At 33.9% G+C, this 21,951-nt stretch carries 13 protein-coding genes; 3 read left to right on the top strand and 10 right to left on the bottom strand.

Annotated features, from left to right (window positions below):
- The first annotated feature begins 766 nt into the window (after nt 1–766).
- Nucleotides 767–1,579 (top strand): hypothetical protein, encoded by an 813-nt coding sequence (locus IC221_RS23170; protein WP_188171226.1) that lies wholly within the window; start codon nt 767–769, stop codon nt 1,577–1,579.
- A 232-nt stretch (nt 1,580–1,811) separates the two neighbouring features.
- Here IC221_RS23170 and IC221_RS23165 read toward each other — a convergent pair whose 3' ends face one another.
- From IC221_RS23165 to IC221_RS23150, 4 genes are read right to left on the bottom strand one after another with little or no spacing between them, the layout of a single operon-like run.
- Nucleotides 1,812–3,140, bottom strand: coding sequence for a PCMD domain-containing protein (locus tag IC221_RS23165; protein ID WP_188171225.1), 1,329 nt, complete (start codon nt 3,138–3,140; stop codon nt 1,812–1,814).
- Nucleotides 3,141–3,144: 4 nt separating this feature from the next.
- The gene (locus IC221_RS23160; protein WP_156152551.1) at nt 3,145–3,900 is read right to left on the bottom strand and encodes a hypothetical protein; all 756 of its coding nucleotides are present in this window, start codon (nt 3,898–3,900) and stop codon (nt 3,145–3,147) included.
- 13 nt (nt 3,901–3,913) lie between these two features.
- Entirely contained in the window at nt 3,914–4,456 is a 543-nt protein-coding gene (locus tag IC221_RS23155) for a hypothetical protein (protein WP_188171224.1), read from the bottom strand.
- Between the two features lie 36 nt (nt 4,457–4,492).
- Nucleotides 4,493–4,684, bottom strand: coding sequence for a hypothetical protein (locus IC221_RS23150; RefSeq protein WP_188171223.1), 192 nt, complete (start codon nt 4,682–4,684; stop codon nt 4,493–4,495).
- 1,237 nt (nt 4,685–5,921) lie between these two features.
- On the opposite strand from IC221_RS23150, the gene IC221_RS23145 reads away from it, so the two are divergent.
- Nucleotides 5,922–8,027: a hypothetical protein gene (locus tag IC221_RS23145; RefSeq protein WP_188171222.1), complete on the top strand. Its 2,106-nt coding sequence runs from the start codon at nt 5,922–5,924 to the stop codon at nt 8,025–8,027.
- A 130-nt stretch (nt 8,028–8,157) separates the two neighbouring features.
- On the opposite strand, the gene IC221_RS23140 is transcribed toward IC221_RS23145, so the two are convergent.
- The 4 genes from IC221_RS23140 to IC221_RS23125 all read right to left on the bottom strand — a co-directional run bounded on the left by IC221_RS23140 (nt 8,158) and on the right by IC221_RS23125 (nt 15,520).
- Nucleotides 8,158–11,235 (bottom strand): efflux RND transporter permease subunit, encoded by a 3,078-nt coding sequence (locus tag IC221_RS23140; protein ID WP_223241465.1) that lies wholly within the window; start codon nt 11,233–11,235, stop codon nt 8,158–8,160.
- 34 nt (nt 11,236–11,269) lie between these two features.
- A complete protein-coding gene (locus IC221_RS23135) occupies nt 11,270–12,349 on the bottom strand; it encodes an efflux RND transporter periplasmic adaptor subunit (protein ID WP_188171221.1) in 1,080 nt (359 codons plus the stop codon).
- A gap of 22 nt (nt 12,350–12,371) precedes the next feature.
- Nucleotides 12,372–14,705 carry a TolC family protein gene (locus IC221_RS23130; protein ID WP_188171220.1) on the bottom strand — a complete coding sequence of 778 codons (2,334 nt, stop codon included), beginning with the start codon at nt 14,703–14,705 and terminating at the stop codon, nt 12,372–12,374.
- Between the two features lie 362 nt (nt 14,706–15,067).
- Nucleotides 15,068–15,520: a MarR family transcriptional regulator gene (locus IC221_RS23125; RefSeq protein WP_188171219.1), complete on the bottom strand. Its 453-nt coding sequence runs from the start codon at nt 15,518–15,520 to the stop codon at nt 15,068–15,070.
- A gap of 595 nt (nt 15,521–16,115) precedes the next feature.
- On the opposite strand from IC221_RS23125, the gene IC221_RS23120 reads away from it, so the two are divergent.
- Nucleotides 16,116–16,772: a class I SAM-dependent methyltransferase gene (locus tag IC221_RS23120; RefSeq protein ID WP_188171218.1), complete on the top strand. Its 657-nt coding sequence runs from the start codon at nt 16,116–16,118 to the stop codon at nt 16,770–16,772.
- A 124-nt stretch (nt 16,773–16,896) separates the two neighbouring features.
- Here the strand turns inward: IC221_RS23120 and IC221_RS23115 are convergent, their stop codons facing one another.
- Both IC221_RS23115 and IC221_RS23110 read right to left on the bottom strand, forming a co-directional pair.
- Entirely contained in the window at nt 16,897–18,576 is a 1,680-nt protein-coding gene (locus tag IC221_RS23115; RefSeq protein WP_188171217.1) for a M1 family metallopeptidase, read from the bottom strand.
- Between the two features lie 1,619 nt (nt 18,577–20,195).
- Nucleotides 20,196–21,950, bottom strand: coding sequence for a right-handed parallel beta-helix repeat-containing protein (locus IC221_RS23110; protein ID WP_188171216.1), 1,755 nt, complete (start codon nt 21,948–21,950; stop codon nt 20,196–20,198).
- Nucleotide 21,951 lies beyond the last annotated feature (1 nt).

Below are 21,951 nucleotides of genomic sequence, written 5' to 3'. Positions count from 1 at the left end.
AGTAAATAATCATTATGTTATAAGTTAAACATAATGATTATTTATTCAAATCTTAGTTTTGCGACAGCCCCCTACAGCACCACATTTTAGAAGATAATTATAAAACCCTCGCCTTTTGATCTGTAATCAAGTAATCATTTAGTAGTATCTAAATCGGCCTTGAAGGGAAAAGAGTCAAGAATTTAATGAAATGAGCCGTTAAAAATGATTTTCTTGTTTGAGCAAAGCGAGTTTAAAATTATTTAAGCGAGAGAAATGGAATTTAGCTTTTGACTTCTAAGCCTTGAGTTTTTGCTTCGTTTTTGTGTTAAGACTAAAACGAAGAAGAGGGAAGTTTGAAAGAAGATCTTTGCAAACTTGTAGAAAGTTCGATTGAAAGTTGACGGTAATTTAGTTTACAATCTACTTAATTAATATATATGTCCAATAGAAGAGAAAGAATTTTCTAAGGTCTTCATATATAGATAAAGGCAAAGGTTGAAAACTTCATCATTTATGAGCTCTTTTAACTAGCCTTCAAAATAGTATCAATTTTTTAAAGAATTCATAGTAATACATTTTGTTTTCATTTGCATCATCATTAACTTTCTAATAGACGAAAATAGTTCAGAAGCTAAAAGGAGTTTGATCAAGAAATGTTCTTAATCTGAAAATCAAAGATAAACATTTCAAGCTCAAAAACTCTTATACTTTCAACTGACCGTCAGACCAAAAACACTGATTTCAAGATCATTATTTGCTATAAAATTATAATAAATCCAAAACTATGAGAAAAATATTTCTACCTACAATTATTGCTTTTCTTACCGTAGTATTGACACTCTCTTCCACTTTTGCTCAGACAGAAAATGAGATGAAAGAGATCATTACAAAGATGGTCGAGAAAAATAAAAAAGGGTATAATAAAGAAAATGTAGAACAATTGATGCAGTATCTGCATCCTGATCTTACCATTAAAGTGACAAGAACATCTGTTGATGGGAAACGCCGTCATTTTTCAATGGGAAAAGAAGGCTATAAAACAGCTTTAAATAATCAGTTGGAACAAAATGTACATAGAGAATCGGACTTAGAAATTTTCTCTACTAAAATGCAGGGCAATTTGGGTGTCTGTACTTTTGCATTAAAATACAACCTAATCAGTGATGATAATAGAAGAGTATTATCTAAAGGTTCGGAGTTTATTACTGCAACTTTTGTGGCTCAAAAAGGAAAATGGTCAATTCTAGAATTTAATGTAACTGTTCTAGAAGAGGAACAATTTCAAGGGAAATGTACTTGTGAAGTATATTCAAACCCAAACACAGGCAGCGTAATCACAAGAGTTACAGCACCAAAGGGGAATCGTTTTGAAAGTGAAAACAACAGCCTCCATTCAAAAAGTAAGGATGGAGAATCATATTTCACTATTAAGGGAGTAACTTTTATATGGTATAATAAAAAAGAGGTTTGGACAGTAGATTCCGCTTACAAAAGAGTTGAAATGCTTGCCAAAGCGCAAAGTAAGGAAGAAGCTATGAAGGCATTGGTGATGTATATTTATAAGGATGAATGCTCAGAAATGAAAATGATATTCTAACCTCGATAGATCATCTTTACCTATTTTAAGCAGTTGCACATTTGAAATTGGTAGAGGTTGGATTATTATTATTTTTAGTCTATTCAAGGTAGAATAGAAGAGCATAGCCGAAGCTACGTGATGATATTCTAACGCAGAGTAGGCTAAAAAAGAAAATCTAAAACTTACGATTTTAATTGTACAACTGCTTAAAGGAGTCATTCTTAAACTAAGAATGACTCCTCATTTTTTATCAATACTTCAATTGAAAATCTTTCACTCGTAGTTCACTTCCTACTCCACCTCTAAAATTGGCTCCATCAAAACTTGACGAATACACTACAATAATATGCGTAGGTGACTGATCTAAGCTAGCAAAACCATGTTCGGGCATTCGCTCATTAGAGGAAGAAGGCATCATAAAAGGTGCTAAATCGTTATGATTACCATAAAGGAAAGGAAGGTTGATATTCTCAAAATCTTCCATCTTTTCGTCTGATCTAAACCAAGCAGTCGCTAGACGGTAACGTTTTTCATCATCTCCAGTTCCTTCTCTGACTTGCAATAGAACGTAGACATCACATTGGTCCATATTTCCATTGTAAGGTGCTGGTATATATTGAATGTCTGTTTCAAAACTTTTAGGCTGATCTGTAAATGGGATACCGAAATCTGTTCTCACATTGGTGAGTCCACTTCCTTGGATCTCTCCCACAAAAAGAGAACCTGCCGCCACAACGCCCAAAGCTGAAGTGGTTTTTAAAGTAGTGTATTCGTATTCCTCTTCTGAGGATGAAGGGTACACCGTTCTTACTCCTGTTGGAATGATCAAATCCGCCGCTCCTACATCTCCGGTTCTCCAAGGTGTTCCTTCAAAATCTTCTCCAGGAATGTAGAACTTTCTGCTGCTATTGGATTCATTGGATTTACGACCTCCATAATACCAAGTCATAAAATCTGAGTATAAAATTTGATCGCCAATTCTTTCCGTATCACCATCTTGGAAAGTCACATTGATGGTCCATTCAATCTCATCAAAAATAAAGACTACACCCTCAGAAAAATCACGAACATCATACGGATAAGGAACTACCGTTACATCTTCAGGAGCGTAATGAAAGGTTTTAATGGTTAGGTTTTTAATATCTGCATTGTCCTCAATCACCACATCAATTGTATAATTACTTTGATTAATGTCTGCAGATATTTGCCCTTCGATTTCAAAATGATGGAATACAATATCAAAATCATCTTCAATAACCGAAATTGTCCATTCGTACTCCTGATAAGTTGAAATCACAAACTTCACATCTTCCGTATAATCTGTAACCTCAAATGGATCAGGAGTTATGGTTGCTTCTTCCGTCAATTCAATACCGGTAACATGCAGTGCTGATCGATCCGTTCCAAAAGGTACCCTTATTTCTACACTTTGATCCTCTTCTGAAATAATGGCATTGCCACTTTGTCCTTCCAACTGAAAAGATATGATTTTGCCAAAAACATAGGGATATGGAATGTCATTTTTGATACAAGCACCTAGACCTAAAGTAACCGTTAATAATAATATAATCTTTTTCATGTGTTTAGATAAATAAAGTTAGACCAATGTTTAAAGAGAAAATATCCAAGTCGAAGTTGGCACTGCTCGTCGTTCTAGAACCCGTATTGACTTGATTTTCGACCTGTTCTGTATTCTTAAAATTGAAGCCGATTACATCCATTTTTACTTCCAAGGCCAGGTTATTGTTGATGAAAGCCACCATACCTGGAGAAATTCCAATATTCAACTCATGCAAAGTAGAGTGAACACCCACAATATCATGAGGACCGTTTTCCATATTCAGGCTTTTAGATTGCCCATAACCATAAGATAAACTCACTTCATTGAACAAGCCGAATCGGTTTCCCTTTCCCAAACTGATATAATTCCTCATAAAGAATGTAGTGTACACCATATGGGAAACATCACTCATTCCTTCTACAGATAAATTAATATCGTCTCCAAGATCCAGTTGTAAATTATCGATGTTCAATCCTTTTCTAGCATAGGTCACACGCCCACCTATAGCTAAATCATCCTTTACAAAATAGCCAAAAAATGGACTTATTCTTAAATTATAACCGCTTCCATCCCATTCATTCAAAACCAAAAACTGGTAATTATCATTGAAATGCTGAGAGTAATTGAAGGAGGCACCAACCATCCATTGCCCTTTGGGTATGAAGGTTCTATTTGTGATACCTCGGTCATAAGCGGGTTCCTTTTCTTTCGTTTCAGCATAAGAGATCAGTGTCAAAAACAACATTAATGACGATAGATAAATTGATTTAAGTTTCATTATTTTCTGATTTTTAGATTGTCGCTTTTTGTTTAAAATATTTGATTTGTGCTTTGTGATAGGATTTCAATTTCTTCCATTCTTTTCCTTTAAGGCAGTATTGATAATCCACTTTTTTTAATCGATTGACAGCCTGCACCAGCGGAATTGGCGAGACCACTAATACCAATGGTGCCACTGTGGCCCCTACACATACAGCACCAACTCCTAACACTTGAGAGAACCGACCTCTTTTGTGCCTTTTTGTATGGTAATACTGTTTGGTTTCTTCTTTTAATGGTTGAATTTTAGCGTATTCCTCCATAAAATTTACAGTCTTGTTGTAGGTCTCCACTGACTCATAGCGTATCGATTCTATATCCTCTACATCGATGACATGAAGCTTTTTATCACGCATATACACAAAAGTAGACGCATCACTAAACCGTTTTCCTCTTTTCCATTCTTTCTTAGTAATCGAGACCACTTGTTCATCTTTTAGGTGAAGATTGATATTGTCCATTTCAGTTGGAATAGATATAGCAGAAGCAATGGCTTGTATAACGATGATTGACATAAGGGTAGCAATTAAATTTTTTGAAGGTTTTTTCAGTTAATCAACAGTGTCTTTGACTTCGAAAAGTAATTCTATAAAAGACTTATTATTTTCTTGATCTAATTTGTTTTCTAATGAGTGTTCCTCAATGGTCTCCCTTATAATTTGGAAGCCCGCCTTGGTTTGATCTTGTGTCATTAACACAAGACTATAAAAAACAATAAAAACGACTAGTAGTATATTTTTCATGATTTAGATTGACTTGGTTTCCAAAATAGGAAACAATTTGATAATAGGTTTCTACTTCATGTGTTTTAAATAACATGAGCAGGTTAAGTTAAATGATAAAAAGGTTCGCTATTACTTCCATTAACTTGTAATGGTTATCGATATCACCCAAGTAATTATTAACTGAACGTATCGCTTTATTCGAAGTATTATTTCATTTTTCATAAGGCAAATTTTTAATAGTTTCCCACTCAGGAAACCAATTGGTTATAGCAATTTTTTATTATGATTTTCAGTAAAAATAAATTTCAAAAATCTATCTTTTGGTTCGTCAATGTTATTCTAAATTAAATTATATTTCTATAAATGGAAACTAATAATTTATACTTCGACCAAATACTAAATTCACTTTATTGCAAAGGTTCTAAATATAATATTTGATTTCGTTGTTGTAACTTGACAATACAAATATGATACTTTGTTTCCTTAAAAGGAAACTTAAATAAATTCATTAACAATAAAACTTCATTTTGATTCAAAAAGTGCTTTCTAAACGTTATTCTTTTGATTTACAAAGCCAAAAAGCAATATAATTGATGAGACTATATTTTGGATGGTCGAGAAGTTTAGTTGATTTTGGGTGATACACCTTATTAAATTGTAAACTATGTTTTCGAATATTTACGGTGTTTAGAAATCAGGAGATTTCTGCTGATCTGTAGGACACGAATGACGCTATCGCTTAACATTCGCGCCAGTGGACTTACTACCCAATTTTCATTTGCTACTTCTTCCCTCGGCCTTGAAGGGAAAAGCGTCAAGAGTTTCATGAAGTGAGCCGTTAAAAATGATTTTCTTGTTTGAGCTTTAGCGAGTTTAAAATCATTTAGGCGAGAGGAATGGAATTTAGCTTTTGACTTCTAAGCCTAGATTTTTTGCTTCGTTTTTCATCAATGGAAAAATGAAGAAGAAGGAAGTTTGAAAGTAGAAAATAAAAAAGCTTGTATAAATACCAATTGAAAGTTGATGATAATTTAGTTTGTAAGTGTTCGAAATCTTTCATTTTATGGCAGATAACTTAATCAGAGTATGGAATTCAATAATTAATCGGCACTATTTTCATAAATATTCTTAAAATATCACTATTTTTGCCATTATCTCTAACTAATTTACTGAAACACACTTCTACTACCACCCATCTATAATTCTACTATTATTGATTACGATACTAGAAATGTGTACTATTATTTAACATGTTATGCGACTACGATTTTTTAATTTACTAAGTGTTCTACTTGTTTTAAATGTACATTCTTATTCTCAAAACCCTATGGGGATAAAAACGGATGTCAATGGATTACCGCTCAATGGGGTTATTATGGACTTTAACTTTGCTCCAAAGAAAAAGTTAATTCTTAAAACAGAAATCCAAGATTTTGCAAAAGGGAAAATACGCCTAAAGGATGAAAGTGTTTTATCAGGATATATCAAAAATATCAATGGTAATTTTCACTTTAAAAAGAATGTTGATGATATAGAAGTCAATGTTATTAGTGGAAGACAAATCAATAGTGTAACCATAGGACAAGATTCTACAAAAATCGTCTATAGTGCCTATGTGAAAGGTAAAATGACGAAAAGAAAATATTCAATTCTTTCCAGTATGAATTATGGCAATTTCGCTTTTGGTGAGCAAATCGTCAATCGGTCAGGCAGAATCGAAGAATTATTTTTCTATAAGGAAAAGACTGATAATTATTGGTCTACCTATAATACAGCAGTATTGGAAGATATTTTCATCAACGATTCTATTTACTCCGCGACCAACCTTACGTTATTAAAACAAAAAAATTACAACTACACGAAAGGAATACTTACCTACAACAGTGGTAAACAAGATACCGTTTTTTATTATATCAGTAACAAAAGCATAAAGTATAAAAAACTATTAACCACCGAATTTGAAACTGAATTGATACCTTATAATTTTAAAACACTTGTATCAGTTCAAGATTCTATTTTTACGGTAAAATCCATTCTTGAGAAAGGAAAAGTAACTCAAAAACCTTTAGTATTGGGTTACAAATGTAAAGTAGATCATTTACATGAATACGCTCAAAGTATTGGTGTGACACGTCCTCAAAATTTTGTCTTCAACAAAAAGCAAGGCTTATGGGAAACCATTAATCAATACCAGGAAGTGAATGAAAAAACTGTATTTAGCTATCATCAAAGGTCTACTTTTTGGGGGCGCATGATTAAAAATTTAACGACTCATCAATTGGAAGATAGAGCGATCACCAATGCTGATGATTCTGTTTTTCATGGTCAGTTGAGTACTTTTGAGTTAAGAAATAATAGAAATCAGTTTAATGCAGATAAGATCCATCGGTTTTTTAAATTGAAAAACTATTATGATAGCTACACGAACAGTAAACCTTTTTACTTTACAAAAACGTGGCATCCTACTTCCGAAAAAACGAGCTACAAAGGAAAAGTTACAGCTTTCAATAACCGTTATTTCACGATTACTTATTATCAGAATAATGAAAAAATTGCAGTCATAAATTACGGTTCTAATCTAGATCAGTTGTATACCAAAATAGGTACATCCTCTTTTTACTCTAACAAGCAACTTATAGCCCAGTACAAATATGATTTAAAAGGAAATGTAATGAGCTATAATATATTTTATCCAGGATCGAGTAAAATATTCTACAGTTATCATATCGTAGAAATGATGATAGAACGATACCATAAGAATTTCTACTACCCTACTTTTGATGCCCTCAATGATGCAAATGGAAACCCTGTTGAATTTGAAAATCAACGATTCTCAATCGCTGACCCATACACCAAAAATGAAACAGACATTCAGTTTTCCTATGAAAAGCTTATCTTTTTGAGTAGAGTTGAAAACAATCAAAGAATCTATTCTTATACGGATCAAATTCAAGAACTTGATTTTTCTCCTATTCAAAGAATTATTGATAAGTATATGATAGAGAATAGTTCTTTAGTTCAAGAAAGTATTGATAAGAATTGTAATGGACATTATTTTCTTTCGATGATCCTAAATGAAAAAGGAAAGTTTGATAAAATAGAAATCATTGGTTCTGTCAATAAAGACGTAGATCAGGTGGTAAAAAACTTAACTGAAATCATACAGAAAAAAGGAAAACTCACGCCCTATATGATTCATATTGATCCTGTAAAAGTTGAACTGATTATACCTCTCATCACTGAACTAAAAAATCAATATACGCTTCATAACCATAGTGTGGCAAGACCCGATATGAACTATGTGTATGAACAAAAAGCACCTGCTGATGTTTCTGAGTATATTGAGTTTGAAGAGCTATAAAATAATAATAGAAAGAGGCACCTTAAAGATTAGGGTGCCTCAATTGCTTTACATGATAACTAATTTTCACTCTTACTACCGTTTTTGGGTATAATTATCCTATTATCACAAAGTATGGTTTGTATCTTGATTACTTCACTTTAAATAAAATACTGTACAAAGCGGGGATAAAAATCAAGGTGATGATAGTTCCAAACATTAACCCGACCATAATGGTTACTGCCATTGGTTCCCAGATTACTCCACCTCCTAAGTACAATGGAATAAGTCCAAGTACCGTGGTGAAAGTGGCTAAAATAATGGGTCTGAATCGCTGTAAACATGCATCAATCACGGCTTGTAAAGGTGCTTTTTTCAACTCCTTTTCTTCTACTTCTATTCTCTCAATCAGTACAATGGCATTGTTGATCACAATTCCTGCCAGTGAGATAATCCCAAGGAAAGCCATAAATCCGAATGGAACTTGGAAAACCAACAAGCCGAGTACCATACCGATAACACCCAATGGAATGGTCAAAAGAATAATAGTCATTTTTCTGAAAGAATTGAACTGCATCACCAATAGCATCACGATGATAAAAGCTGATAAGGGTAAGTAAACGAAAACCGCTCCCATATTCTCTGCACTTTCTTCAGCATCTCCACCCAGAGAGTAAGAATATCCTGCTCCCCATTTTTTTTGTTCCTGATCCAACCAAGGCTGAATGGCTGTCATGATGGTATTGGCGTTTCCATCTTCTTTCAATTCACATTCTACCGTAATTGTACGCTTCAAATTCTCTCTTTTGATCTGTGTATACTGCCACACCGGAACAATCTCAGCAACCTGATTTAATGGAACACTTTTTCCTGTGTTTTGGCTGTAAACATTGGCCGTTTTTAAAGCAGACAATGACAAATCAGAACTTTCAATACTCTGCAATAAAATTGGAATTGACTTCTCATCTTCTCTAAATTCACCCGTCTGAAAACCGTCCAAGATTGTTTGTAATGACACGGCAATATCTTGATTGGTCATCCCTGCCGATTGTGCCTTACTTTGATCGATTTCAATTACAAACTTTTTACCTTTCGGTCCCCAATCGTCTTTTACGTTTTTAGTGCCTTCTACTTTCGATAACTCTGCTCTGATGCTTGTCGCAATTTGCTGTAATTGGTCTGGATTATTTCCTGAAACTTTGATTTCGATGGGTGCTCCACCACTTCCAGCTCCTAACAAACCTGCTTTTACATCAGCATCATGAAAGTGTAAAAAGCTGTATTCGTCAATCTTTTTAATTAATGCATTATTGATTAATTGATCTGAAGTGTTAACCAAAATGTGAGCATAATTGGCGTTCGGTTCATCTGCAGTATACCCTAAATCATAAGACGAAGGACCTTCTCCAATAAATGAAGTCCACGATGTAATTCCTTCATTTCTATGATCATTGACCATTAATTCTTCTCTGAAAAAACCTTCCAACTCTTGGATCACTTCTTGAGTAGATTCGATTCTTGAACCTTGCGGTAAATTGATATCAATGGTAATCATATTTCTATCGCTATCAGGGAAGAATAATACTTCCAATAAGCCAAAACCTAAAATCGAAGCCACAAACATCACACAAACTCCTGCTACAACTGTTTTCTTGTATTTCAAAGAGATCAAAATCACTTGATGATAACCCGATTTTAAAGCCTCAATCATACGATCTAAGAACTTCTTTTTCTGCTCTCCGTTTGGTTTTACTTTCAAAAAGTACACACATAACAAGGAGATGATACTCAATGAAATCAGCCATGAAGAAATCAATGCAATTGAAATAACAGAGAAGATGGGTCCCATAATGTCACCCATGATTGACTCTGCCATATAGAAAGATAAAAATGCTGCTGATGTAGTCAAAGTGGAGATTAATAAAGGATAAAATAATTCTTGTACGGAATCAATCGCCGCCTTTTTCACCTCAATTCCTTCTTCCATTTTCACCATGATGGATTCCGCAACCACAATCCCGTTGTCTACCATCATCCCTAAAGCCATAATTAATGCCGCCAATGAAATTTGGTTGATACCTAAATCGAATAAACCCATCACCATAAATGTGGCAATTGTCACCATTGGAATTAAACTGGCAATCACTAACCCTGTTCTTAGGCCTAAAAAGATCAACATCACGGCTAAAACAATCACTACAGACTGAATTAAATTGCCTTCAAAATCTGTTACTTTATGATCAATATAATGATCCAAAGAAGACAATCTCAATACTTCCAAACCAATTGGTAATTGCTCTTCGTACTCTGCTAAAACTTGATCTACTTCTTTTCCTAGGCTCAAAATATTTCTTCCTTCCTTTAATGAAATATGTAATGAAACACCTTTCTTTCCATTGATTTTTACAATCTGTTTCTGCGGATAGATATAACCTTTTTCAATTGTTGCCACATCAGATAGCAATATTACATTGCCGTTGTTTCCTACAGGAATCAGCATATTGTGAATGTCTTTTACATGATTAAAATTGCCGGAAGGTTCTAACACAATTCTCTCATTTTGAACATTGATTTCACCACCTGTATTCAAAATGTTCGTAGCACTAATCATTTGCTCCAAACTGCTTGAAGTCAATCCATAGGTTTTCAATTTTGCATTATCAAACTTGATAAATACTCTCTCTTCTTGCTCTCCATTGATCTCTACTTTGGCCGCATCTTCCAAACTGATCAAGTCATTTCTCAGTTGATCCGCATATTTTTTGACTTCAGCATAAGAGAAACCATCACTTGTGATGCCTACAGCAATACCGAATACCTCGCCAATTCCATCATCTTGTAATTGTGGATGAACGTTGGAAGGAAGGTCTGACATACGGTCCAATTTTCTTCTCAAACGATCCCAAACGTCTTGTAAATTTTCAGGGGTCACCTCCATTTTCAACTCTACCGTAACCACTGAAAGGCCTGTTCTTGAATCACTTGTTACTTTCTTTAGTTCTGGTAATTCTTGAGCTACTTTTTCAATTTTGTCCGTTACTAATTCCTCCACTCTATCTGGACTAGCCCCTGGAAAAGAAGCAACAATTGTGGCTACTCTTACTGTAAATGGAGGCATACTGTCTCTTGATAAAGATTGGTAGAAGACGACTCCCATGATCATGACCACGGCTAAAATACTAAGAACAATACGGTTCTTTTCGATGGAGAATTTTGCGAAGTTTATCATTTTGACTGATGAATTATTGAGATTGGATAATAGATTAAAGCGTTACGATTTGACCATTGATCAGTGTATGCAGGCCGGCAGTCACAATCATCTGACCTTGTTCTACACCTTCATTGATAAGGATGCCTTCGTCCGTCAATTCACCTACTTTGATGTATTGCTTTCCTATCACCCCTAATTCATCACTATGGTCTTCAATAGTGTAGACAAAGTTGCCATGCTCGTCTTCACCAATAGCACTCAAAGGCAAGACAATGTTATATTCAGAAGCCAAATCTCCCATGTCAAATTTCACTTCCGTCGCCATTCCTGGATGGATAGAAGCTGTAGGATTATTGATTCTAATTTTCACGGGGAAAGTAGCATTTTCCTGATTTAAAATGGGCGATACTTCTATCACTTCACCTTTTAGTTTTTGAGCAATTGACTTAAAGTTGAGAAACGCACCCATTCCATTTTTGACTTCATTGATAGTACTTTCCGACACTCCCACAATCACATTCATCTCGTTTCCTGCATTCAAGACCATTACTTTGTGGCCAGAACTTACCGTTTCATTGATATTTGCATTGACCTCGGCCACCACTGCATCTTTTGGAGCATAAATGTATCCGTTGAGAATTTGTTGGTGATCGATGGCTAATTTTCTTTCTGCTGATGTCAACTGATTAGAAGCATTTTCGAAAGTATTTTTGACTGTCTCATATTTACTTAAAGTATAATTACCTTGTTCATATAATTTTCGGCCTCTTTCATACTCTGACTTGGCAGTGTACATTTCAGATTTTGCCGCTTTTAAAGAGGCCAATGACTGCTCGTAAGAAAGTTGAGCTTGAATATTGTCTAATTGCATCAATAATTCTCCCTTCTTCACCTTTTGTCCCACCTTCACTAATTTCTTTACGATAATGCCATTATTCCTAAAACTCAACTCCATTTCTTGATCCGCAGAAGCTTTCCCGCTGTAGGTTGTATTATTGCTTAAAGTAGTATTCCCTACTTTTAAATAACGAACACTTCTATATGTTTCTTCTTTCTGATTTTCTTCTTTTTGACAAGCTGAATTGAAAATGAAAACAGCAAATAGCAAAGATAAAATTGTAGTATTTTTCATGATTTTGATTGATATAGGATGATTAATTATTTTGGATAAATTGTGTAGCACGAGCATAAAAGGCTTGGTTGTTTTCTTCTGAGTTTAATAGAAAATAGTAACCGATCGCTCTTTGTATTTGGAGTGAAACTATAAAGTAGTTGTATTGTGCAGTGATAAATGCCAACTCATTTTCTAAAAGATTATTTTGAGCGTCTATCAGCTGAATCACTGGAATAATGCCGTTGGCGTATTCACTCTGAGAGATTTTTAAGTTCTCTTCTGCCACTACCTTGTTGGCTTTTGAGATTTCGATATTGGTCAATTCATTAACCAAAGCAATGATATTGTCATAGACCATTCTTTCCATGTCCTGCTCAAAATCATTTTTCTGAACAGTTAACTTTTCCATCTGAATTTTTGATTTTTGCTGGTTGATGTTTCTTGTATTTTGTTGAAAGATTGGAATAGAAACATTCAAACCTACATTGTAATTGTTCAATGGAACACTTGGAAAGCCCACCGGCATTGTTGTACCCGCTCCTTCTCTTAATAAAAACTGATTGTATTGTCCTTGTAAAGCGACTGTTGGAATAAAGCGACCATTTTTGTTCAACTTATAGTTCCTCTCAACAGATTCTTTGTTGTAATGCAAACTCATCAATTCAGGAGAGTTGGTCAACGCCTCTTGGATCAAGAACTCCGTCAATAAAAAGCGTTCATTGGGCTGATCCAACAGTTCAATTAATTGCTCATACGCTTCATTTTGTACTTGTACCCCAAGCAGTAAGCTGTCTTCCAAAACTAGGCGTTCGTCCATTGGCAGGTTCAATAATTTATTCAATGCTAGATGCGATTGAGCAACTGTATTCTTGGCTTCAATAATTCCTTGCGTATTTTGAGCCAATTGGCTTTGAAACCTTAATACATCAGATTTCCCTCCCACTCCCATTTGAAGATTTTCTTCTGCCAATTTCAAATTTTCTTTGGTTAGCTGGAGGTTTTTCAATTGAATACTTTTGTTCGCTTCATAGATTAAAGTGTTGTAATAAGTCATCCCAACTTCCAAAACTTGATCCAATTCTAAAGCATTAAAATCTTCTCTCTGAGCTTCTAATAATAGTTGGGCCATTTTAATATTTGCTGAAGCATCCGCCGAGTAAATAGTCTGTTTCAATTGTACATTTCCTGTCATACTATACTCTGGGTTCTGACCGAAAGACAACTCTGCCATCTCCGCATTCACGTAAGTACCACCTGCATTTACACCCACTTCTGGCAAGTAATTCGACTTCGACAATCGAACTTCTTGGCCTTTAATGTCAATGGATTTTCGCTCAGCTTGCAACGCTAAGTTTTGATGAAGCATGATGTTCATTAAGCTTTTTAATGAGAAGCGGTGCTCTTCACCTTTGAAGTTCGATTGCATGTAGTTGTACTTTACGATTTCGCTATTCTTGAAATTCATACCCACATACTCCGCTACATCAAGGTTGATTGTCATTCCATTTTCATAATCAATTTCTATCGGTAATTCTGATAAGTTTTGACCTCTCGTTACCGCTTCAATCGTCAATGCTATCCTTCTAAAAATCTGATCAAAATTGATATTCGGCTGATTGGTGGCCATCACACCCAACTCTAAATCTCTAACTCCGTACCCCGATAAAGATGGAAGTTGTAACTCGTTTACTTGATTGATGACCTTTTGGTAATCCTCTTCTCCTAACTGGGAAGAACTGCTAAAATAAATCGCATCTACCCCTGCTGGAATTTCTAAAAGTGATGTCGTTTCATGAATTGGAATTAATGTATATTCCGCATCCATTTCAGCGAAAATTTCATCCAATTTTTGTTCTATTGGAAAAGAAGTAATAAGATAATCATCCACTACAACTCCCAAATTCTTATAATGAGATAACGAATAGAATGACCCTACATCACCTTTCATTGAGAAAGGAGTAATAAAGTAAGTAAAGTTATCAATGCCTGAAGTTTCGTTTTGACTGGATAATTCTACAAAATCCTGATTGACAAAACCTGCCAAGATCGTTGGAATTTCAAACGTAATGTTCTCCTCATAAAACATCAACGCATTGGTAGGACCAAAAGCGATAATCATATTACAATCTTCCGCCACAAGGCTATCATATTGCGTCTTTGCAAGCGTTGGATCATAACTATTAAAAACTACTTCAGTAAATACAACATGATATTGATGTCCTAAAAGCGACAAAATTTCATCTTTCATGGTCATACCCAAAGCATCTGACTGTAAAGATTCTTTTTCGGCTAAAACGCCAATTTTGATTTGATCTTGCCCCATTAAAACGGAACTGTAGCAAACAATAAAAATGAATAGTAGTAAATTTTTCATGATAGAGATTAATGTTAAGTTTCCAAAACAGGAAACTAAAAGGCAATAAGTTTTCACTTCATGTCTCAGTTAAGACAAAAAGAGGTTGAAAAGAATTAAGATTTTATTTTTGATGACTAAACTTTGAATTAAGGTGCTCTGTGTATCATCAGCTTATCAAAAACTGAATTGTTGATACACAGAACATTATTAATAATACTATTACTAATTTGTGAGTACTATGGCAATAATTGAAATTACAGCCATCGGAAGGTAACGTTTTACCCAAAATACAATTTCGTTTTTCATTTGGTTTTAGTTTTAGTCTCGTTTCTATTTGATATCACAAAGATACAGCAAGTGATTATTAATAATTTTAAAGACTATTTCTTTTTATAATGTTTAACATTGAGCTTTAAAAGAGAAGTGATTACATCCGAATTAAACTGAATTGTTTTATCAATCAATTCATCAATTTCTTTATCACTTTCAGAAGTTCTAAACTCACTCAACCTTCTGATTTGTGTATTTTGATCCATCAAGCCATTTACAACAAGTTTAATGTACTCTTCTACTCCGTGAGCATCCAAATAAAACAAACGCTTACGTGATGAAGCTGGGTCTTGGATAAAGTTCACTCTTCGAACAGCAATCAACACTTTAAGCATTTTACTCACCGCACCTTTTGAAGAATCTGCCAACTCAATGATATCATCAAATGTCAGGTACTTTTCATTTGAGATATAAAATACTCCGATAATTCTAACGGCCAATGGCGGTAACCCGTCAAATTTATGTGCTGCCACAAACTGTTCTAATGCTACTTTTTTATCCATTCTAATTTCTTTATTGATTTAAGGTTAAATTAGTTTCCAATTTCAGAAACAAAAATAATACGATTAAATCACAATTTTAATTTTTATACCAACTTTTTAATTCTTGAAATAAAAATTTCACTTCCGATGAAGTAACATAACAATGCAAAGATGATAATTAGTTTCCTGATAAAGAAACTTAATAAAATTCATTAACATCTTTATTTCATAATTAAAAAAAATATCAACTGCATTAACATGAAGAATCAATAAATAATACAACCCTTATAATCAACGTCATTTTCACTAATATTAAAACTAACTCAATATCAAGTGATCATATACATTGCAATTTTTTTCAACTAAAATTAATATTTCAAATCTATTTGTTTCCTCTTTCGGAAACTGATGATACAAATATGATATTTAGTTTCCTAAATTAGAAACTTCATTCATTTGTATTAACAATAAACACATGAGAAAGCCTCTTTTAACATTGTATAAATACACAAATCAAAATAATCCCATAGCTTTACATTACTCTTTTTAAATTGATCTTGTTATCCAACGATAAAAATTTTTGGTAACAGTAAACTCTCAAACTTTATAAATAATAATGGAAAAACTAACGGAAGAAGAGTTACAAGAACTCGAAAAACAACTCAGCTGTCCTGAAGGAGACAACGGAATCAATGTTGGCAATATCATGAATGAGTCCAATATCAATATGACGCTAAGTGGTATTGAAGCGATGGATGTTCAAAATCAAGATAAAATACTAGAACTCGGGCATGGAAACTGTGGTCATTTATACAAAATTCTAAAGAAAGCAGAAGATGTAGAGTATACAGGTTTAGAGATTTCTGAAACAATGTGGCAATATTGTAAGGAAAATTACACTGATACTACTGCTTCATTTTTACTCTATGAAGGGCAGAAAATTCCTTTTGAAGAGAACCAATTTGACTTTGTATTGAGTGTCAATAATGTCTATTTCTGGACTAAACCCTTCACTTTTATCAAAGAAATTGAAAAGGTGCTGAAAGTTGGGGGAAGTTGTATCATCAGTTTTGCTCAGAAAAGTTTTATGGAAAAACTACCTTTCGTAAGGGATAAATTCACACTGTATGATGATCAGGCTATTCGAAATTTAGTGGCTAATACGAATTTACATGTGGAAAGCATTCAATCTTTTAATGATGTAGTCACTAGTAAATTAGGAGATAGTGTTAATAGATTTTATGGTGTGGCAGTTTTGAAAAAGGGAAAATAGAAAAAAAGAGATGCTCTGCATGACAGAGCATCTCATCTACTGATCTTTTTTTTCTTGTATTCCTTAACGTCTACAAACTTAGATCAGGTGAACGTATGAGAAGTACGTTCAAGTATTTTCTATCCTATTTTATTTCCATTATTGAGATATAATAATTGGGATTCACTTCTAACCCTTCAAAATCCATTTCCAAAGGCATTCCCTGCCATTTATTTTTTACTAATATACGTTGAGGTTTTCCGTTGATTTTAATATCCAATTCCATTTCAAAATCAGTATTACAATTTGTAAAACGATACATCATACGGTCCTCAAAAACTCTATATTCAAAAGTAGGGATTATGTTAGTTCTTAAATATTGATCAAAAATTGGAGATAAATTCTTCTTTAGTTTCTCGATCATATAATCCTCAATTTCTTTGGTATCTACTGTTTTATGATAGAATGTTTTGTTCAACCCTTTCATCATTTCTAACCATAAAGTATCATTATTGACAATCTGTCGGATCATATTCAACATATTTGATCCCTTGTAATACATATCACCTGAACCTTCTGAATTTACATCATAAATACCAATAATAGGAATATCATTTTGGATGTTTGAACGAGTCCCTCTTACATATTCCTGCCCTGCTTCTTTCCCATAAAAATAGTCTAGGAAAAGAGATTCAGAATAAGCTGTAAAACTCTCATGAATCCACATATCTGCTATGTCTTTATCTGTGATATTATTGGCAAACCACTCGTGCCCTGCCTCATGTACAATGATAAAATCAAACTTTAAACCCCAACCTGTTTGGCTTAAATCTCTCCCTAAATATCCGTTTTGGAATTTGTTGCCATACGTTACCGAACTTTGATGTTCCATCCCTAAATACGGTACCTCCACCAACTTAAAACCATCTTCATAAAATGGATAAGGTCCAAACCAATGTTCAAAAGCTTCTAGCATTTGTTTCGTTTGCTGAAACTGAACTTTTGCTGTTTCGACATTTGGCTTCAAAACATAGTAATCCAAAGTGAGCTTGCCCTTTTTTCCATCATAGCTGTCATCAAAATGAGCGTAATCTCCAATGTTGACGTTCACACCATAGTTATTAATAGGGTTGTCCACATACCAATGAAATGTCTTCGTCTTCTTCTTTCTATTCTTTTCGACTTTAATCAAACGCCCATTAGAGACATCCATTAAATGTTGAGGAACTTCCACTGAAATTTTCATAGAGTTTACCTCATCATACATATGATCTTTCAAAGGCCACCAAACACTTGCCCCTAAACCTTGGCAGGAAGTTGCAATAAAATCAGTACCATTCTCATCTTTCGACCAAGTAAAACCACCATCCCAAGGTGCTTTTACTGCTTCTTTAGGATGTCCTTCATAGAAGACCACAATACTATTTGTTGCTCCTACGATTTGTTTTTTGGAGAGTTGAATAAAAAATGCATTGCCATTTCTTTCAAACTTCAAATCTTCATCTTCTTGCGTCACCTTTGTAATCATCAAAGGTTCCTGTAAGTCCACTTGCAACACTTGGTATTCCTCCAAGACGGTGTACTCAATGGTATTTGAGCCTTTAATAAATTTCTTTTCTGGTACGACCTCAATTGCTAGATGATAATATTTCAAATCCCACCAAGCCCTTTCAGGAGTGATACTTCCTCTCAGTGTATCTTGCTCTGTAAAATGTTGATGATTATGATGTAATAGTTGTGCGTTGACTGTATTGGTTTTAAGGAAAAATAAGATGAATACTATCGCTATAAATTGGATGAAAGTAAATAACTTGTGATTGATCATTTTGGTTTTAATGTAATTGAATTTAAACTTCAAAAGTACATGAGAAATTACATAATTGAAACAGTCTGAATAAAAGAAAGTGAAACATCTTGCTATTACATGGCAAACCCAGTTTTCGGAGATATGTGATTATGAGAATTCAAAAGATTTCTGATGATCTGTAAGACAGGGTTTGATGGACAAGAAGGATTGAAAGTAAGCGAAAAGTTAGTTTAGGTGCATTATTTAAATGACAATAATTTTTTTACTCTTTTTCTATACAATTTGATCAAATCATTATAAACATGTTCATATTAATGGGTAAAACATTACATTTCTACCCCTTAATGTCACTATTTGCAACTCTAAAAACACCATAATTACAATAAATAGACACATTTGTATCAATTTTTTAACCTATTATTTATAGTACATTAAATTTGGTTAGCCTTTATTGAATAAATGATCATTTTTATAAAAAGTGACAAAAGCTTTCTTTCAAAAAAATAGATTTTAATTTCGTTTTTGACCCACTACCTTTGAAAAAAGACGGAACATAGCATTGTTACAAATTTCTAGGGAGGCAGTAACTAAAGCTATCTCAAAAAAACAGACGACAATGAAAACTTTCATCAGGAACTCAGATCACGATATTAAAAGTGTAGATATCTTTTTTACATTTCTTGCGGGGATGAATGTAATGGGTATCATAAGTCTTACGGTAATGTTTAATGCAATAAATCAATACCTCTTCCTATGTCTTATAGGTGGTACTCTTTTATGCATCATCAGTTTGAGGAAAAAGATCTTCTACTTGAAAGAAATTACCATTGAAAATTGTAACCTCGTTTTTAAGACGAACTTTCTGTTTCTATCTCACAAATACATTTGTAAGGTAGAACATATACAAGCTACTAGGACATATTATTCTTTAATTGTAAGATGTTATAAGCCTGGAGTAGGTTACAAAACAAGAAAATTTAAATTGTCTTCTTCCAAATGGAAGAATTTGGATAAACTAGAAAAACTAATCATTTCTTCTAATTAGAGTTTACAAGCGACTATTTCTTATTGCTATATTTGAGCATGTTGAGATTCTTCTTTTTGTGGGAAAAAGAAAATCTTAAACATGCTCTTCTTTTTTGAAGGAAATAATTGCAAAACATTAGATAGAAGTACTTACTCAATATACTGTAAACGAAGTTACGGTTAACTTCCAATCCGTATTTCTACTAGATTTTATAGGACTTACTTTCAAGCTTCCTTCTTCTTCATTTTTGTCTTGAAACAAAAACGAAGCAAAAAATTCAAGGCTTAGAAGTCAAAAGCTAAATTCCATTCCTTTCGCCTAAATGATTTTAAACTCGCTGCGCTCAAACAGCAAAATCATTTTTAACGGCTCAATACATGAAATTCTTCACGCTTTTCCCTTCAAGGCCGAGGGAAGTACTACTAAATGATGGTCTGATTACTTATCAAACGAAAAAGATTTTATAATAAATCTTCTAAAATGCAGTTCTGTAGGGTCGTTGCATTGCAACGTCCTCACGAACCACAATACACTACCATTTATCCTTCATACAAGAAATTGTATTAATTAACGAAAATTTAGTTTATAATGTACTCAATTTACAACATTCTTATTCTGATAATACGTTGCTTACATTGTCCTGAAAGACGGGATCTAGTTCTTCGGAAAAGGGATCGTTGGGATTTCTTATGAAGGTATTTTTATTGATGAATATATTTTGTGCACACTCAATGGAAAGGGCTCTCTTATTATAAATAAAATGATTCCCTTCTATGGCAATTGTATTTAATCCTTGCCACTTCGTTGCGGCAATACCACACCATTTCCCTTTTGCCTCAGGGTTTTTCAACTTTGTCACCCACATTCGAATTGATGCTGCATTATATTGTGAGAGGAAAGTTTTGTCGTAACCAATGTTTTTGAATAGGTTATTTTTGATCAAAACATCATGAGCAACAAAACCCTCCCCCCAATCCGCTCCATTGTTCATCGAAATGGCACATTGGCTTAGGTTCTCGAAAGTATTATTTTCTATTATTCCGTAATTGCTTTGCAAGAGCATTCCAAATCTTCTTGCGTTTCTAAATGTATTATTTCTAAAAATAAAGGATTCACAAGCTTGAGTATCAATATAGGCAATATCGTTCCTTTTATCACTTCCAAAACTCCTAAGCCCCTGTATCTCTTTATTGAAAGTAATTAGAAAGTTTTTCTCTTTCTGTCGCTCAATGTTGATCACATAAGCTTCATCTAATAACACTCCTTCCCTCGGATTGTAAAATCGGAATACATCACCTTTTAAAACGCCATTACCAACGGTTAAAATTTGATTTTTTTGAGGTTGCTCAAGGATGTATTTCTTAACAGCTTTAAGGTTTACAGCATCATCTGAGGCCCCTTCAAACAAACAATCCTCAACCCAAGGTCCAAACATAGAACCACTCACATGAATACAATCCGCATTTGCAGAATGATATCTTCCTTTTTTCAACCTGACATTACAATTCAAGATATTCCATTCCTTGTGTCCAAAAGCGGCATAAGTTCCGGCTGGAGAAGCATAACTTGTGATATTCATAAACGTCAAATTCTCACCTCCAAAAGAGGTAAAGATGGTTTTTCCATTGTTTCTCGCAATCTGAACAAAGACATCTCCAACTTCCATGTCATCAATAAAACGTTGCTGAGGCTGCTGAATTCTATAGGTTCTTTCACCTATCTTTTCCCAACCTTTGTAAGGGTAGAGATGTCCTACGCCATCTTTTAATTTACCAGGGATATTATTATCCATCAACATACCCCACCTTTCAGCTGATGCCGTAAAATAAGGAGCGGATAGTTCAGGGAATCCTTCGTCTATTTGTAGGTCAAATGTATTCGATTCTGGATTTAAGGCGATTATTTTTCCTTGTGTAAAAGGTAAAGGATCGTAATCAATATAAAGATCTTTGATAATGACATTTTTAACATTCATCATTTTCAAAAAACCCAACATTGGAGAATGCATAATGATAGTTGCACCATTCCCATTAATCAAAAGGTTCTTATTTCTAAAGAGCGTCAAAGCATGTGTACCATCTGATTTCCCCCACAAGTCGTAAATTCCTTTTTCAAAAAGGATTTCTATATTTTTTCCTGCATCAGCCATAGAAGCTGCTTTTGCAAATGCTTTTCTGAAGGCTTTTAAATCATCTTCCCCATCATTAGGGTGAGCTCCAAATTTAGAAAGAGGTAGCACTTTTCTATCCTTTAGCTCTATAAAAGGTAATTGTCGTTTTTTTCTAAAAAAATCAGGTTGATGAAACCCTTGTCCCTTCATAAGCAAAGGAAGGAACAGGAGCGTTAGTAGTAGTAGTGGTCTCATT

Origin of the sequence: Flammeovirga sp. EKP202 (assembly GCF_014534745.1) — a bacterium.
Classification (GTDB): domain Bacteria; phylum Bacteroidota; class Bacteroidia; order Cytophagales; family Flammeovirgaceae; genus Flammeovirga.
Note: the sequence above shows the minus strand (reverse complement) of the source record. Positions and strands in the feature narration are given on the sequence as shown.

Bases quoted from the DNA above. Each gene is read 5' to 3' on its own strand.
- IC221_RS23155 (WP_188171224.1), bottom strand. From the start codon at position 4,456: ATGTCAATCATCGTTATACAAGCCATTGCTTCTGCTATATCTATTCCA.
- IC221_RS23160 (WP_156152551.1), bottom strand. From the start codon at position 3,900: ATGAAACTTAAATCAATTTATCTATCGTCATTAATGTTGTTTTTGACA.
- IC221_RS23125 (WP_188171219.1), bottom strand. From the start codon at position 15,520: ATGGATAAAAAAGTAGCATTAGAACAGTTTGTGGCAGCACATAAATTT.
- IC221_RS23145 (WP_188171222.1), top strand. From the start codon at position 5,922: ATGCGACTACGATTTTTTAATTTACTAAGTGTTCTACTTGTTTTAAAT.
- IC221_RS23165 (WP_188171225.1), bottom strand. From the start codon at position 3,140: ATGAAAAAGATTATATTATTATTAACGGTTACTTTAGGTCTAGGTGCT.
- IC221_RS23115 (WP_188171217.1), bottom strand. From the start codon at position 18,576: ATGATCAATCACAAGTTATTTACTTTCATCCAATTTATAGCGATAGTA.
- IC221_RS23130 (WP_188171220.1), bottom strand. From the start codon at position 14,705: ATGAAAAATTTACTACTATTCATTTTTATTGTTTGCTACAGTTCCGTT.
- IC221_RS23110 (WP_188171216.1), bottom strand. From the start codon at position 21,950: ATGAGACCACTACTACTACTAACGCTCCTGTTCCTTCCTTTGCTTATG.
- IC221_RS23140 (WP_223241465.1), bottom strand. From the start codon at position 11,235: ATGATAAACTTCGCAAAATTCTCCATCGAAAAGAACCGTATTGTTCTT.
- IC221_RS23120 (WP_188171218.1), top strand. From the start codon at position 16,116: ATGGAAAAACTAACGGAAGAAGAGTTACAAGAACTCGAAAAACAACTC.
- IC221_RS23150 (WP_188171223.1), bottom strand. From the start codon at position 4,684: ATGAAAAATATACTACTAGTCGTTTTTATTGTTTTTTATAGTCTTGTG.
- IC221_RS23135 (WP_188171221.1), bottom strand. From the start codon at position 12,349: ATGAAAAATACTACAATTTTATCTTTGCTATTTGCTGTTTTCATTTTC.
- IC221_RS23170 (WP_188171226.1), top strand. From the start codon at position 767: ATGAGAAAAATATTTCTACCTACAATTATTGCTTTTCTTACCGTAGTA.